Raw genomic sequence first — 13748 nt, 5'->3', positions numbered from 1 at the left:
GCCGGGACATGAGCTGGCCCTCGAAGCTTCGCCTGTCGCTGTTGCGGGACATCACCGGCTTCGGCGCCATGATGGCGCATGTCGGCGGGCGACGCACCGCGACGGCGCTGACCTTCCTGATCCTGGGCAGCCTCACCGAAGGCATCTCGATCCTGCTGCTCGTCCCGCTGCTGCGCCTAATCGGCAGGGCCGAACAGGATTACGCAGTTCCACTGCCGGAAGCCTTGCATTGGCTGGTGCCCGGCGGAACGCTGTCGCTGGCGACGGTGCTGTGCCTGCTTGTCGCGCTGGTGGCGCTGCAGGCGATTTTCAACCGCTTCAAGTCGGTCTACATGGCGCGGCTGCTCTACGATTTCGTCAACCGCGTGCGCATGAACCTGTTCGAGAGCATCGGCCGGGCGCGCTGGGGTGTTTTCACCCGCATCCGCAGCTCCGATCTCGACCACGCGCTGAACGGCGACGTCGACCGGGTGCAGGTGGCTGCCTTCTCGCTGCTGATGCTCACCCAGGCGACATTGCTTCTCACCGGCTATCTCGTGGTCTCACTGTTCATCTCGCCGGTGATGACGTCCTTCGCCATCCTCATCGGACTGATTCTGCTGGTTGCGCTGCAGCCGTTCCGGGCACGCGCCAGCGCCTATGGCCGCACGCTGACCGGCAACCGCCAGGACCAGTATCGCACGGTCTCCGAGTTCCTCGGCGGCATCAAGGTCGCCAAGAGCCTCAATGTCGAGGCGAGCTATTTCGCCGAGCTCGGCGCGACGCTGGACAGGATGAAGGCCGACAACATAGCCTTCGTGCGCAACTCTTCGCTCGGCACCGCCCTGTTCCAGATGGCGAGCGTGATCGGGCTCAGCCTCTTCATCTACACCGCGCTGGTCCGCTTCCACCTTTCGCTTGCCGAGATCGTCGTGCTGCTCCTGGTCTTCATGCGGGTGGCGCCGCGCTTCATGGACATGCAGCTTCAAACCCAGCAGGTGCTGATCAACCTGCCGGCCTACGCTTCGATGCAAGCCCTTCAGGCCCGCTTCGACGCCGAGCGCGAACCGACCCAAGGCATGGCCGAACGAGGCGCGAGACTGTCGCTCGAGACCGGCCTCAACATCCGCGAGGCATCGTTCGCCTATGGCGAGGGTGACGCAAGACCGGTGGTCAGCGATATCACCTTCGACCTGCCCGCCGGCAAGGTGACGGCGCTGATCGGCCCTTCCGGCTCCGGCAAGAGCACGATCGCCGACATGCTCCTCGGTCTGCTCGAACCCACCAGCGGCCGGATCCTGGCCGACGGCGTGGAAATCACCGCGCAGAATCGCAGGGCGTGGCGCGATCAGGTTGCCTATGTACCGCAGGATGTGTTCCTGCTGCATGACACGATCGCCGCCAATCTTCGTCTTGCCGCGCCTGGGGTCAGCGACGAGGAGCTATGGGCGGCCCTGCGCAACGCCCATGCGGCCGATTTCGTGGAACGGCTGGCATCGCGGCTCGATACGGTGGTGGGCGACCGCGGTGTCCGGCTCTCCGGCGGCGAGCGGCAGCGCATCGCCTTGGCGCGGGCGCTGCTGCGCAAGCCGTCGCTGCTCATCCTCGACGAGGCGACGAGCGCGCTCGACTGGCAGAACCAGTCGCTGATCGCGCAATCGATCGAGGCTTTGCGCGGCCGCATGACAATTTTGACCATCGCGCATCGGCCGTCGATGATCGCCTTCGCCGACTGGGTCGTGGCCATCGAGAACGGGCGCATCGTCGAGGTCGGACAATACCGGCGGCTGAAGGCAAAAGCCGGCAGCCGGCTGGCCAGGATGCTGTCGGGCGAGCAGGCCGAGCGCGACAGCGCGCCCCCGGCCGAGGCCGGATTGGTCCCGGCGCCGGTCGAACGGTCAGTGGAGGCTGCGTCTGGCGCTTAGCTTTTCGCCGTCGGCGACCTTGTTCAGGATTGCCCCGCGGTCGGCTTCGCGGATCTTGTCGGCCGAAGTCGGCGTTGCCCTGCCGATCATGGCAAAGACCAGAAGGAAATAGCCTGCCTGGATGATCACGGCGCAAACGATGGCACGCAAGAGGATGGTGCCCGCCGACGCGCCGTCGAAATAAGACCAGCCGATGACGATCGCCAGCGCGAACATTATGCCTATGATGAATTTTGGCAGAGACATGTTCGCCGGCCTCTCAACCGAGACGAGCATGCAGAAGCTGCGACTTACCCACCCGCGTAACTCCCCGTTGCGCCAAAGAGCTCTTTCTGGCTGCCCAATCCGGCCGGTTGCTTCCGGCCTTCCTTACCCATGCAGACTATGACAGGAACAATTTGCGACTCTATTAAGGCGGGCTGATCGGAGCAAGGCCCGGCAGGTATGGTTTCCAATGATTTTACGAGATCGACTCTGCCATGCTGCGTCGCACACTGCGGCTTGAGCGGCTATTCAATGCCGCTTTTCTCGGCTCAGTCAAACCCGCGACTTTGAATAGTATTTTACCTGAATAACTTACCGTTGCGAGTGCTTCCGGTGCCATGCAACCGCGTTTCGTCTGCAGCAAAGAACGAACTGTCCAAAAAAGGCCTGAAAGGCGGACTACATTTTCCTGGTTTTCTGTCACCTTGTCATAAACGCGCCACAAAGGTGAAAATTTGGGCAGGGAAGGTTTATTATTTGGTCAATTCATGACGTGAACATTTCAGCGCGATGGGAAATTGTGTGTTGCGCTGCAGCATTTTTTTGATATCTTGCCGTAAACCATCCGTTCAACGTATGGAGCTTCTGCATGAGGGATGTCGCCAAGTCGGCTAATGCGGGTTTTGCGCAGGTCGGCGTTGATTTTCCACCCCCCATCGGCGGTCTGCTCAAACGCAGCTTCGATATCGTCGGTTCCCTGTCAGGGCTGGTTCTGCTCAGCCCGCTTTTCCTGATGGTCGCCTTGCTGGTCAAGCTTTCGGACAACGGTCCGATCTTTTACGGCCACAAGCGAATCGGCCGTGGCGGCAGGATTTTCTCCTGCCTCAAATTCCGCACCATGGTGCCGGACGGCGAGCGCGTGCTTGCCGCCTATCTGGCGGCCAATCCGGAGGCCAACGCCGAATGGATCGCGACGCGCAAGCTGAAGAACGATCCGCGCGTCACCCGCGTCGGCGCGGTGCTTCGCAAGCTCAGCCTCGACGAGCTGCCGCAGATCCTCAACATCCTGCAGGGTGACATGAGCCTTGTCGGCCCGCGCCCGGTCGTGCGCGACGAGCTGGAAATCTATGGCAGCGCCGCCGTCTATTACCTGAAGTCACGTCCGGGTCTCACCGGGCTGTGGCAGGTGAGCGGCCGCAACGACGTATCCTATGACACGCGGGTCGCCTTCGATCGCCATTATGTCGAGAACTGGTCATTGTTCGAGGACATTCGCATCATCTTCAAGACAGTTCCTGCCGTGTGGATGTCGCGCGGCAGCTATTGACCGGAACTATCGACCAACAGGCCTGCCCCGCGGCAACCGGGGTAGGCATCCGGCAGTGATCTCATTCGGGCGGATGGGGCCAAAGCGGATCGGAAACGTTCATTTGACAAAAGACCTCTTCGGACTGTCTTTCGCCTGCAGTCTCATATCTCGGACACCAGCCCGCGTCGCGGGCTTCTTGCTTGCGGCGTCACTGGCCATGCCGCAATTCGCCGCCGCCGGCGACTATCAGCTCGGCCCGCAGGACAAGCTCAATATCCGCGTCGCCGAATGGCAGACGGTCGACGGCACGTTCCGCGACTGGTCGGCCGTCAATGGCGAATATTCGGTCGGTCCGGGCGGGACGCTCTCGGTGCCGTTCGTCGGCGACATGCAGGCCGCCGGCAAGACGACGGCCGAGATCGCCTCGGCGATCGGGCTCGCGCTGCAGCGTAAGCTAGCGCTGCCCGACAAGCCGGAAGCCTCGGTCGAGATGGCGCAGTTCCGGCCGTTCTACATTTCGGGCGAAGTCCAGAATCCCGGCCAGTTTCCCTTCGTGCCCGATCTGACGGTGCTCAAGGCAATCAGCATCGCCGGCGGCATTCGGCGCAATGCCGACAACGGCCCGCAGATCGAAAAGGATCTGATCACCGCCAAGGGCAGCTATGACATCTATGACGACCAGCGCTTACGGCTGATGGTCAGGCGAGCCCGCATCGATGCCGACCTGGCGGGGAAAACGACTTTCGAGGTGCCTCAGGAAATCCAGGGCGATTCGAGATTGACGACGATCGTCGCGGACGAAACGGCGATCCTCATTTCCGACCAGAAGTCGCTGAAGCTGAAGCTCGATGCGCTCGACCAGTTGAAGGGTGTTCTGCAGTCGGAAATCGAATCGCTGCAAAAGAAGATCGCCAACCAGCAGAAGCAGGTCGACCTGGCCGAGCAGCAGGCAAACAGCATCGGTCCGCTGGCGCAGAAAGGGCTGATTGCCAATGCGAGATTGCTTTCCTCGCAGCAGACGGTCGCCGATCTGCAGGGCAAGATCCTGGACTATGAGACGGCTATCCTCACCGCCAAGCAGTCGATCAGCAAGGCAGAACAGGACGCCATCGACGCCCGTAACACACTGGGCTCGAGCCTCACTGCCGATCGGCAGCAAACGGAGGCGAGCCTGAACGAGGCGGGCTTGAGGGTCGGCATGCAGAAGGGCTTGATCGCTCAGGCGTCGGATCCGGCAACGACCGCCGCCCTCACCGGCAGCCAAGAACCGCCCCTGCTCTATTCGCTGGTGCGGGTCGCCGACGGCAAGACGAGCGAGATCGAGGCCAAGGAAGACACGCCTGTGCTGCCGGGCGACGTGATCAAGGTGAAGCTGGCGCCGACGGCCAGCCAGTAGCGCGCCGCCGGCCCGAGCTTGCCCCGCAGCGAACCGAGGAACGGAGGCGGGAGGAACACGTCAGGCTCGTTCGCGCACGACGCGAGCGGGGGATCTTGTTTGGACCGCTTGAAGGCATAGCATGCAGCCCGCAGCCCCGCGTCACGTGTATCTGAACCTCGACGCCATCCGCGGCGTGGCGGCGATCAGCGTCATGCTCTATCACTTCTCGCCGTTCCTGGCGGATGGCAAGGTGCTGCCGTCGAGCTATCTCGCGGTAGACCTTTTCTTCCTGCTGAGCGGCTTCGTCATAGCGCATGCCTATGACCGCAAGATCGAGAACGGCATGGGATCCGGCTCGTTCGTGGCCATCCGCCTGATCCGGCTTTATCCGCTTTATCTTGCCGGCACGCTGCTCGGCTTCTTCTATCTGCTGGTCAAGAACAGGCTGATGCCGGCCGAGTACGTGCCGCTGTCCGAGATCGGCCTGCAGCTGACGACCGGCATGTTCTTCATCCCGCTGGTCAGCGACGCCTATCACACGATCTTCCCGCTCAATCCGGCCTCGTGGTCGCTGTTTTTCGAGCTGATCGTCAACATCGCCTATGTCGCGGTGTTCGTCCTTTTGTCGCGGCGCGTGCTGACGGGGATCGTCGTCGTCAGCCTCGTCTTGCTCGTCGCGGCCTCTGTTTTCGCCGGCACGCTGGATTTCGGCATGACCGGCAAGACCATCGTCAGCGGGCTGCCCCGGGTCACCTTCTCGTTCTTCCTCGGGGTGCTGCTTTGCCGCTCCATGGCGCGCTGGCAGGGCAGTCTCGGCTTCCTGCGGAGCGGCTTGTGGGTCGAAGGCGCGATCCTGCTCACCCTTGCCGTCTTCGCCGTCGCACCGGCCGGCGGCGCGCGCGTTGTCTACGATCTTGCCGCAATCGTCATCGTCTTCCCGATCATGGTGGCGACCGGCGCGGTGGCGCCGACCGCGCCGCTTCTGTCTGGCGTCTATGGCTGGCTCGGGCGGATTTCCTACCCTATCTACATCATCCACACGCCGATGCTGATGATCATCGCCGGAGCCGGCAAGGCTTTCTCCATCGATCCTTTCGCGCACCATCCCTGGTTCGGTATCGTCATGGCGGCCTCGGTCGTCGTGATCGCGGACATCGCCACGCGCGTTTACGACGAGCCGGTGCGGCGCTTCCTGCAGCGGCAGATGCAGCGCGCGCGAGCCGTGGCTTAGCGCCGCTCATTCAAGAAGGGCTCAACGGACAAAATCCGGCATGAAGATTCCGAAATCCATTCTGATCGATCCCGATCGCAACGAGACCTACGGCGCCTTCGCGGTCGCGGTTTCCGTGATCGCCTTCGCCTATTCGCCCAATTTCGGCCAGATCCTGATCCTCGCCTACTATGCCGTCTGGCTGCCGCTGCTGTTCGTCGACTACCGGCGCTTCACCTGGAGGCTTTCCACCGCCTGGCTGCCGATCACGCTTGCGCTCTATGTCTGCCTGTCGGTGTTCTGGTCCCAGGCGGCGGGCGTCAGCGCGCGCGCGGCGGTGCAATATACCTCGCACATCGTCTGCGCCTATGTCGCGGCGCGCACCATCAGCGTGCGCACGCTGCTGGTGGGCTCGCTGATCGGTATCTTCGTCGTTCTGCTCTATTCCCTGAAAGTCGGCGGTTATGCGCTCGACATCATGGACGGCACGGTCAATTTCGTCGGTGCCTTCGGTTCCAAGAACCAGGTCGGCTTCTTCGCCTCGCTCGGCATCTTCTCTTGCCTTGCGTTCCTGGTCTTCTATCGGCGCAATTGGCTTGGCTTCGCCTGGACCGCGCCGATCATGCTTTTGTCGGTCTACATGCTGGCAATCGCCCATTCGGCGACGTCCGTGGCTTCGCTGCCGGCCGTGATCGGCGTCGTGTCGCTGCTCACCATGAGCAAGGTGCTGTCGCAGCGCTATCGCCGCGTGCTGTTCGTTGTCGGCGCCGGCTCCCTGGTGATGGCTGTCGTGGCAGCGCTCAACCTGGGCCTGCTGGATGTCGTGCTCGGCATCTTCGGCAAGGATTCGACGCTCACCGGCCGCACCTATCTGTGGGAGCAGGGCTGGGAGGCGGCGCAGCAGCGTCCGCTGCTCGGCTATGGCTACGCCGCCTACTGGGTGCAGGGCTTTGCCGATCCGGAGCGGCTGTGGGCGGAATTCTATATCTCGACCCGCACGGGCTTCCACTTCCACAACACCTATGTCGAGACGCTGGTGGAAATCGGCTTCATCGGCGCCACCCTGCTGGCGCTGGTCATCCTGCGCGCTTTCTATGGCCATGTGTCGAAAGTGGTGTTCGGCGACTGGAGTGCCGATTCGGTGGTGCTTGCCGGTGCCATCGGACTGATGCTGATCCGCTCCTTCTTCGAGGTCGAGATGCTCGGCCCCTACTTCATGGCGTCGTTCATCGTCTATTATGGCCTGTTCAGGCTGACCCCGTTGCCGGCCTTCCGGCGCCGCAGGGTGGCCGTTCCGGTCGAGGACGAGAGGCCTGCCAACGGCCGCGTCCCGGCGCCGGTCTGATCAGAATAGCCAAGCGCAAATCCGGGGGGAAACCACTGCGCCGGAGGCGACAGTTTCGACTCAACAGCTTCGTCAGCGTGCGCAAAGAGAAGGGTGGGTTTGTCCACAACCGCTCCCGATGTCAGTCGTGCAGGTCCCGCGAAATCGCCGGCGCGATGGTAAAATCGGAAAACGTCACCTCAAAACCCTCGCGCTGCGGCGAGCAGCACATCATGCCGACATCGACCGATTTCGAGACCGGGAAGTAGGCCAGCCGCACCGGCTTCCAATGGCCGTCTGCGGCATCCAGATACTGGATGCGGATCGCCTCGGCGTGACGGGTCAGGCGGATCCTGACGCCGTCCTTGCCGGCGGCGATGGCGACCAGCGACCAGTCGGAGGTGTCGTTGGTGACGACGACCGAGAAATAGGCCAGGCCGTCGGTGTATTCGATGCCGGCCTTGATCCAATGCGTTTCGCTGAGACGCAGCATCAGCCCCGCCTGATCGTAGAGCACCTTGTAGTCGCCCTTGACGGTGACCTCGGCGCTGAAGTCACCCTCGACGGGGCGGTAGAGGAAATGACCGTTGTCGCGCCAGAAGCCGTAAAAAGTCTCGCGCCAGAAATCCGTGTCCTTGCCGGTGCGGACGGTGAGCGTGCCGTCGCCGACCGCGTGGTGCGGCGGCGGGTTGAGCCATGTCATGTCGGCCACGCTCATCGATCTCCTCCCCGATTGGATCAGCCGGCGAACGTATAGGCCGTCTTCACCGTGGTGTAGAACTCCATGGCGTAGCGGCCCTGTTCGCGCGGCCCGTAGCTCGAGCCCTTGCGGCCGCCGAACGGCACATGGAAGTCGACACCCGCCGTCGGCAGGTTGACCATGACCATGCCGGCTTCGGAATTGCGCTTGAAATGCGTCGCATGCTTCAGGCTGGTGGTGCAGATGCCCGAGGTCAGGCCGAAGGGCGTGTCGTTGGCGACTGACAGCGCCTCGTCATAATCCTTGACGCGGATGACATTGGCGACCGGCCCAAAGATCTCCTCGCGCGAGATCCGCATCGCATTGGTCGAGCCGACGAACAGCGCCGGCTGCAGATAAAAGCCCGGCGTGCCACGCTCCAGCCGGTCGCCGCCGAAAGCAAGCTCGGCACCTTCCTGGCGGCCGATGGCGATATAGTCTTCGTCCTGCTTGAGCTGGGTCTGGTCGACGACCGGGCCGATCTGGGTCTTGGCGTCCAGCGCATCGCCGATGACCAGCTTGTCCAGGCGTTCCTTCACCGCGTCGACGAAACGGTCGTGGATGCCGTCGGTGACGATCAGGCGCGAGGACGCCGTGCAGCGTTGCCCGGTCGAGAAATAGGCGCCGTTGACGGCGCAATCGACAGCGACGGCCAGGTCGGCATCGTCGAGCACGACCAGCGGGTTCTTGCCGCCCATTTCGAGCTGGAACTTGCGCATGTGCTCGACGCTTGCCGCGGCGACGCGCTTGCCCGTGCCGACCGAGCCGGTGAAGGAGATAGCGTTGACGTCGGGGCTGTCGAGCATCGCCTGGCCGACCACCGAGCCCTTGCCCATGACGAGGTTGAGCACGCCCTTGGGCAGGCCGGCGCGGTGCAGGATGTCGACGATGGTCCAGGCGCTTTCGGGAACGAGCTCCGCCGGCTTGAAGACGATGGTGTTGCCGTAGGCCAGCGCCGGCGCGATCTTCCAGGCAGGGATGGCGATCGGGAAATTCCATGGCGTGATGATGCCGACGACGCCGACGCCTTCGCGGGTCATCTCGACGCCGACGCCCGGCCGCACACTCGGCACCATCTCGCCCGACAGACGCAGCGTCTCGCCGGCGAAGAAGTCGAATATCTGCGCGGCGCGGATCGTCTCGCCGACGCCCTCGGCCAATGTCTTGCCTTCTTCACGCGCGAGCGAGCGGCCGATCTCGTCCTTGCGCGCCATGATCTCGTCGGAGGTCTTCTTCAGCACGGCGTGGCGGGCCAGCGGGCCGGAGCGCGACCAGGCCGGAAAGGCGGCCTTGGCGGCGGCGATGGCCTGCTTTGCCTCCTCCGGCCCGGCCGAAGCATATTCGCCGACGACATCGTTGGTATTCGAGGGGTTGATGTTGCGCGAGCCGGCCTCGCCGAGCCACTCGCCGTCGATCAGGTTCTTGCGGTGCAGGGTCATCTTGTTTTCCTTGGGTTTTGGTCGCGGCGGCCTTCGGCCGGGTCAATTGTCAGACAAATGATATAGTGATTGTCCGGGAGGAGGTCTACCCGCGATCTTAAACCTAGAGCTGGTTCGCGTCAGGTCGAGAACGACCAGAACAGGCAGGCAAGCGTGACCACGCCGAAGACGACGAAGAACAGGCTTCTGAGCAGGACGTTGCGGCGAAGCTCGTTCATGGTGAGGTGTGCCGCCACGATAGCCGCGACGAACAGGAAGCGCCAGTTGAAGAGCGCCCAAAGCACCTCGTGCTGGCCGAAGGCCCATCTGGCGATCAGCGCGCCGACGATGGTCGCGAACAGCATGATCGTCGCCCAGAAGATCGCGTCGGCGGCATGAGTCAGCACGATGCCGGCGGCGCGGATCGGCAGGATCATCATCAGCATCGCCCCGAAGAAATAGATGGCGGCGATGGCCAGGAAGGAGCCGGCGTCGGCCATGCCGTCGAGCCGCTTCACGCCGAACGCACCGTAGGGATAGCCGTGCCTCGCCACGGCCAATGACAGCGCCATCAGCAAGGCGCTCAAAACCGTGACCAGTGCGAATGTGCCGAGGGCCTTGCTCATGCCGTTCCTTGCCCGAGACGAATCAAGGGGAGTCTAGCAGAGCGCGAGCCTCAGAAGGTCAAATCACCGTTCGCTATTCTCGAAGGCGCCGATGCCTTGAGCGATGAGGTTGGTCGCCATGACCAGCGAGACGATGGCCGCCGAATTGAACACCACCACCCACCATTTGCCGCCGGTGAGGAAGCCATAGCCTTCGGCGACCGCCAGGCCCCAGTCGGCAGAGGGCGGCTGGATGCCGAGGCCGAGAAAGCTCAGCGTGGCGATCGAGAAGAAGGCGTAGCCCAGTCTGGTGACGAGCTCGATCAGGATCGTCTCCCTGATGTTGGGCAGGATTTCCAGCACCATGATGGCGAAGGCATTCTCGCCGCCGAGGCGGGCGGCGCTGACATATTCGCGTTCCTTCTGCTCGCGCACCGCGGCGCGCACGGTCCTCGCCACCAGCGGCGCATAGGCGATGGCGATCACCAGGATGACCGTGAGGTTCGAAGGCCCGAGCGCCACCAGCGTCATGGTGACGAGCACGATGAAGGGAAAGGCCATCAGCGTGTCGAGCAGCCGCGCTCCGATCGCGTCGACCAGGTCATCGAAATAGCCGAGCGCCAGGCCGATGATGGTACCGGCGGTAACACCGCCCAACGTCGCGAGCGGCGCGACGAGAAGGATGTCGCGCGATCCGACGACGATACGCGACAGCACGTCACGGCCGAGATGATCGGTGCCGAACCAGTGCGCGGCGTCCGGCGGCGTCAGCGTGGCGAGGAAATCCTCGGTATAGGGATCGAAGGGAACCAGCCGGTCGCCGAACAGGGCGCAGGCGATCCAGAAGGCGAGGATCAGCGATCCGATAATGATGGAGGGAGGAAGCCCGCGAACGGCGCGACCCAGCCTGCCGGCGACCCCCAGGACAGCGGGCGCGTGCGATGGCGCCGGGAACTCCAAAAGATCCATCATAACGACGCCCGCCGCCGTTGCCGTGGGTCGAGCAGCGCCTGGACGAGATCGCCGATCGCGGCGGACAGGACGAAGATCGTCGCCATGACCAGCACGCCTGCTTCCAGCATGGGGAAATCGCGCGACTTGGCGGCATTCAGAACCAGATTGCCAAGGCCCTGGATGCCGAACAGCGCCTCGATCACCACCAGCCCACCGAGCATGTAGCCGCTCTGCGTCGCCAGCACCGCGATGGTCGGCGTCAGCGCATTGGGCAGCACGTGGCGGATAATGACCTGCCGGCGATCGAGCCCTTTCAGGATGGCGGTGCGCGTATAGTCGGCAGCCAAAGCCTCGATGACGCCGGCCCGCGTCATGCGCGCCAGATAGCCGGCGAGGTTGAGCACCAGCGGCAGCGCCGGCAGGATGAGATAGTAACCGCTCGTCCAGAAGCCCGCGCCATCGGGCGCGGCACCCGTGATCGGCAGCCAGTTCAGCCACAGGCCGAAGACCAGGAGCAGGAGCAGGCCGGAGACAAAATCCGGGACGATGCCGAAGGAGACGCCGGCGAGCACGATCAGCCGATCGGTGAGCCGACCCTGGTTGAGGCCGGCGACGATGCCCGCGCCGACACCCAGCGGCACAAGAAACAAGAGGATGATGCCAGCAAGGGCCGCCGAGCGGCCGAGGCTTGCCAGCACGAAAGGCGCGACCGGCGCGCGCATCGACAGCGACGTGCCGAAATCGCCGGTGAGCGCCGCGCTGAACCAGCGCCAGTACTGGACAAGCACGGGCTGGTCGGCGCCGAGCTGTCTGTTCAGCGCCGCGACGGCCTGCGCATCGGCGAAGGGACCGAGCATGACGCGCGCGACATCGCCGGGCAGGACCTGCCCGGCGAGGAAGACCAGCGCGCTGACCAGCCATAGCGTGAGGAGCAGCGAAGCCGCGCGCGCCGACAAGGTGCGGCCGGTCAGCATCCGGTGCCCCGGCCGGTTTGACGTTTGCGCATCATGCCTGGACGAAGGAAACGCGGTCGAGCAGGAGATGCGAGATTGCCGTGAAGCGCACGCCCTCGACCTTCGCACTGGCGATCCGGCTGTACTGCGAGAAGTAGGAGATGATCTCCGGCGTCTCGTCGAGCAGCAGGGTCTGGATCTTGCCGGCCGCGATGCGCTGCGTCTGCAGGTCGCGGGCCTTGCCGTATTCGACCAGCAATGCGTCATAGTCCGCATTCTTGAAATGCGCGGCGTTCCACGCGCCGTCGCTCTTCAGCGTCGCGTTGAGGAAGATGTCGGGCGTGCCGCGATGGCCGAAATCGGTGATGCCGAGATTGGAATCGAGCCATGGCGAGCTGCCGAAGGTCGCGGAACCGTAATAGGCATCCTGCGGCAGGACATTGAGCTTGATGTCGATGCCAGCCTTCTTGGCGAAGTTCTGGATGATCACGGCGTAGTCGGGAATGTCGTAGGCGCGTTCGGTGGTAAGCGTCACCTCGAAGCCGTTCGGCGCGCCCGCTTCGGCCAGCAGACGCTTGGCCTCGGCGATGTCCTGCTTGCGCTGCGGCACCGACGTATCGGCCGAGGGGAAGATCGGCGCGAAGGGCGTGTCGTTGCCGACGATGGCGCGACCCTTGAGCAGGCCCTTGACGATGGCCTCGCGGTCGAGGGTGAGCGCCAGAGCGCGGCGGATGCGCTTGTCGGTGAACGGCGCCTGGTCGGTCCTGAGATGCACGGCGTCGTGCGAGCTCGCCTGGACGCTGAGCAGCTTGAAGTTGGCATTGCCCTCGATCGCCAGCTCGAGGCGCGTGGTGCTCGGGATGACGTCGAGCTGGCCGGCCTGCAGCGCCACGACCTGCGCCTGCTCGTCATCGAAGAATTTGATCTCGACCCGGTCGGGCAGCGCCTTGTCGCCCCAGTAATCGGGATTGCGCACGAAGCTGGCGCCCTGCTTGGGACGGAAGGATTCGAGCTTGAACGGACCGGTGCCGTTGAAATTCTTCTCGAAGTCGCCGGCATAGTCGGCCGGCAGGATCACGGCGTTGTAGACGTCGGAGGAGACATAGAAGGGGAAATTCGAGTTCGACTGGTCGAGATCGAAGGCGACCGTCTCGTCGTCGACGATCTTGGCGCCGCCCTTGGACAGGATGCCCTTGTAGGCTGAGAGCGCCGAGGAGCCGCTGTTCGGATCGACCAGACGCTCGAAGCTCGCCACCACGTCCTTGGCGGTGACGGTGCGGCCGTCATGGAATTTCACGCCGGGCCGCAGCTTGAAGGTCCAGCGCTTGGCCGTCTCGTCGGCTTCCCAGGACAGAGCGAGCTTCGGCTGCAGCCCGTCCTTGGGATCGTCGAGGATGAGATATTCGCCGACCTGGCTGAGAACGCCGATGCTGGCCGGATCGGTGACGGTGACCGGATCGATCGCCTTGGTCGGCTGGCCAAGCCCGACGCGGACGGTGCCGCCGGCAGTGGCCGCGCGGGCCTGACCGGAGAAGCCCAGCCCTTGCGAAGCGGCAAAGCCGGTCAGGCCTATCAGCGCGGCGTATTTTAACAGGTCGCGGCGCTTGAGATAGCCCTTGGCGTATTCGTCGACGGCGACGTTCCAGATGTCGCCGGAGAGATTGCGAAGGGCGTCGATTTCGTTGCGCTTGGTCATTTTTTGCCTCTGTGAAAATCGTGGTTTTTGAAATGAAGTGGAGACGACGGGGCC

General features: G+C 63.7%; 12 protein-coding genes. 5 read left to right on the top strand and 7 right to left on the bottom strand.

The annotated features are described in order from the left end of the window. Window positions 1–8 precede the first annotated feature (8 nt). A complete protein-coding gene (locus tag EJ068_RS18505; RefSeq protein ID WP_127249355.1) occupies window positions 9–1904 on the top strand; it encodes an ABC transporter ATP-binding protein in 1896 nt (631 codons plus the stop codon). Here EJ068_RS18505 and EJ068_RS18500 read toward each other — a convergent pair. Continuing rightward, window positions 1878–2150, bottom strand: coding sequence for an exopolysaccharide production repressor exox (locus EJ068_RS18500; protein ID WP_127249354.1), 273 nt, complete (start codon window positions 2148–2150; stop codon window positions 1878–1880). The two genes, EJ068_RS18505 and EJ068_RS18500, sit on opposite strands and share 27 nt — an antisense overlap. A 607-nt stretch (window positions 2151–2757) precedes the next feature. On the opposite strand from EJ068_RS18500, the gene EJ068_RS18495 reads away from it, so the two are divergent. The 4 genes from EJ068_RS18495 to EJ068_RS18480 all read left to right on the top strand — a co-directional run bounded on the left by EJ068_RS18495 (window position 2758) and on the right by EJ068_RS18480 (window position 7350). Further along, window positions 2758–3435 carry a sugar transferase gene (locus EJ068_RS18495; RefSeq protein WP_042645112.1) on the top strand — a complete coding sequence of 226 codons (678 nt, stop codon included), beginning with the start codon at window positions 2758–2760 and terminating at the stop codon, window positions 3433–3435. Between the two features lie 199 nt (window positions 3436–3634). Then, on the top strand, window positions 3635–4813 hold the full coding sequence (locus EJ068_RS18490; protein ID WP_245463146.1) for a polysaccharide biosynthesis/export family protein: 1179 nt from the start codon (window positions 3635–3637) through the stop codon (window positions 4811–4813). Between the two features lie 121 nt (window positions 4814–4934). Further along, entirely contained in the window at window positions 4935–6026 is a 1092-nt protein-coding gene (locus tag EJ068_RS18485; protein ID WP_129554685.1) for an acyltransferase, read from the top strand. A gap of 40 nt (window positions 6027–6066) precedes the next feature. After that, entirely contained in the window at window positions 6067–7350 is a 1284-nt protein-coding gene (locus EJ068_RS18480) for an O-antigen ligase (protein WP_127249352.1), read from the top strand. Window positions 7351–7471: 121 nt separating this feature from the next. Here EJ068_RS18480 and EJ068_RS18475 read toward each other — a convergent pair whose 3' ends face one another. The 6 genes from EJ068_RS18475 to EJ068_RS18450 form a co-directional block, all read right to left on the bottom strand. Continuing rightward, the gene (locus EJ068_RS18475; protein WP_126063049.1) at window positions 7472–8047 is read right to left on the bottom strand and encodes a DUF1349 domain-containing protein; all 576 of its coding nucleotides are present in this window, start codon (window positions 8045–8047) and stop codon (window positions 7472–7474) included. A gap of 20 nt (window positions 8048–8067) precedes the next feature. Then, window positions 8068–9507: an aldehyde dehydrogenase family protein gene (locus EJ068_RS18470; protein ID WP_042645115.1), complete on the bottom strand. Its 1440-nt coding sequence runs from the start codon at window positions 9505–9507 to the stop codon at window positions 8068–8070. 119 nt (window positions 9508–9626) lie between these two features. Beyond that, window positions 9627–10112 carry a hypothetical protein gene (locus tag EJ068_RS18465; RefSeq protein ID WP_127249351.1) on the bottom strand — a complete coding sequence of 162 codons (486 nt, stop codon included), beginning with the start codon at window positions 10110–10112 and terminating at the stop codon, window positions 9627–9629. 63 nt (window positions 10113–10175) lie between these two features. Continuing rightward, entirely contained in the window at window positions 10176–11063 is an 888-nt protein-coding gene (locus EJ068_RS18460; RefSeq protein WP_127249350.1) for an ABC transporter permease, read from the bottom strand. Next, entirely contained in the window at window positions 11060–12019 is a 960-nt protein-coding gene (locus tag EJ068_RS18455) for an ABC transporter permease (RefSeq protein ID WP_128315508.1), read from the bottom strand. Before EJ068_RS18455 ends, EJ068_RS18460 begins: the two co-directional genes overlap by 4 nt. Before the next feature lie 31 nt (window positions 12020–12050). Further along, window positions 12051–13694: an ABC transporter substrate-binding protein gene (locus tag EJ068_RS18450; protein WP_127249348.1), complete on the bottom strand. Its 1644-nt coding sequence runs from the start codon at window positions 13692–13694 to the stop codon at window positions 12051–12053. Window positions 13695–13748: the final 54 nt, after the last annotated feature.

The organism is Mesorhizobium sp. M2A.F.Ca.ET.043.02.1.1, from assembly GCF_003952405.1.
GTDB lineage: Bacteria > Pseudomonadota > Alphaproteobacteria > Rhizobiales > Rhizobiaceae > Mesorhizobium.
This window is presented reverse-complemented; position numbering and strand designations above follow the sequence as displayed.

Excerpts from the sequence above, each read along its gene's own strand:
- EJ068_RS18505 (WP_127249355.1), top strand. The coding sequence starts at position 9 with ATGAGCTGGCCCTCGAAGCTTCGCCTGTCGCTGTTGCGGGACATCACC.
- EJ068_RS18500 (WP_127249354.1), bottom strand. The coding sequence starts at position 2,150 with ATGTCTCTGCCAAAATTCATCATAGGCATAATGTTCGCGCTGGCGATC.
- EJ068_RS18495 (WP_042645112.1), top strand. The coding sequence starts at position 2,758 with ATGAGGGATGTCGCCAAGTCGGCTAATGCGGGTTTTGCGCAGGTCGGC.
- EJ068_RS18490 (WP_245463146.1), top strand. The coding sequence starts at position 3,635 with ATGCCGCAATTCGCCGCCGCCGGCGACTATCAGCTCGGCCCGCAGGAC.
- EJ068_RS18485 (WP_129554685.1), top strand. The coding sequence starts at position 4,935 with ATGCAGCCCGCAGCCCCGCGTCACGTGTATCTGAACCTCGACGCCATC.
- EJ068_RS18480 (WP_127249352.1), top strand. The coding sequence starts at position 6,067 with ATGAAGATTCCGAAATCCATTCTGATCGATCCCGATCGCAACGAGACC.
- EJ068_RS18475 (WP_126063049.1), bottom strand. The coding sequence starts at position 8,047 with ATGAGCGTGGCCGACATGACATGGCTCAACCCGCCGCCGCACCACGCG.
- EJ068_RS18470 (WP_042645115.1), bottom strand. The coding sequence starts at position 9,507 with ATGACCCTGCACCGCAAGAACCTGATCGACGGCGAGTGGCTCGGCGAG.
- EJ068_RS18465 (WP_127249351.1), bottom strand. The coding sequence starts at position 10,112 with ATGAGCAAGGCCCTCGGCACATTCGCACTGGTCACGGTTTTGAGCGCC.
- EJ068_RS18460 (WP_127249350.1), bottom strand. The coding sequence starts at position 11,063 with ATGATGGATCTTTTGGAGTTCCCGGCGCCATCGCACGCGCCCGCTGTC.
- EJ068_RS18455 (WP_128315508.1), bottom strand. The coding sequence starts at position 12,019 with ATGCTGACCGGCCGCACCTTGTCGGCGCGCGCGGCTTCGCTGCTCCTC.
- EJ068_RS18450 (WP_127249348.1), bottom strand. The coding sequence starts at position 13,694 with ATGACCAAGCGCAACGAAATCGACGCCCTTCGCAATCTCTCCGGCGAC.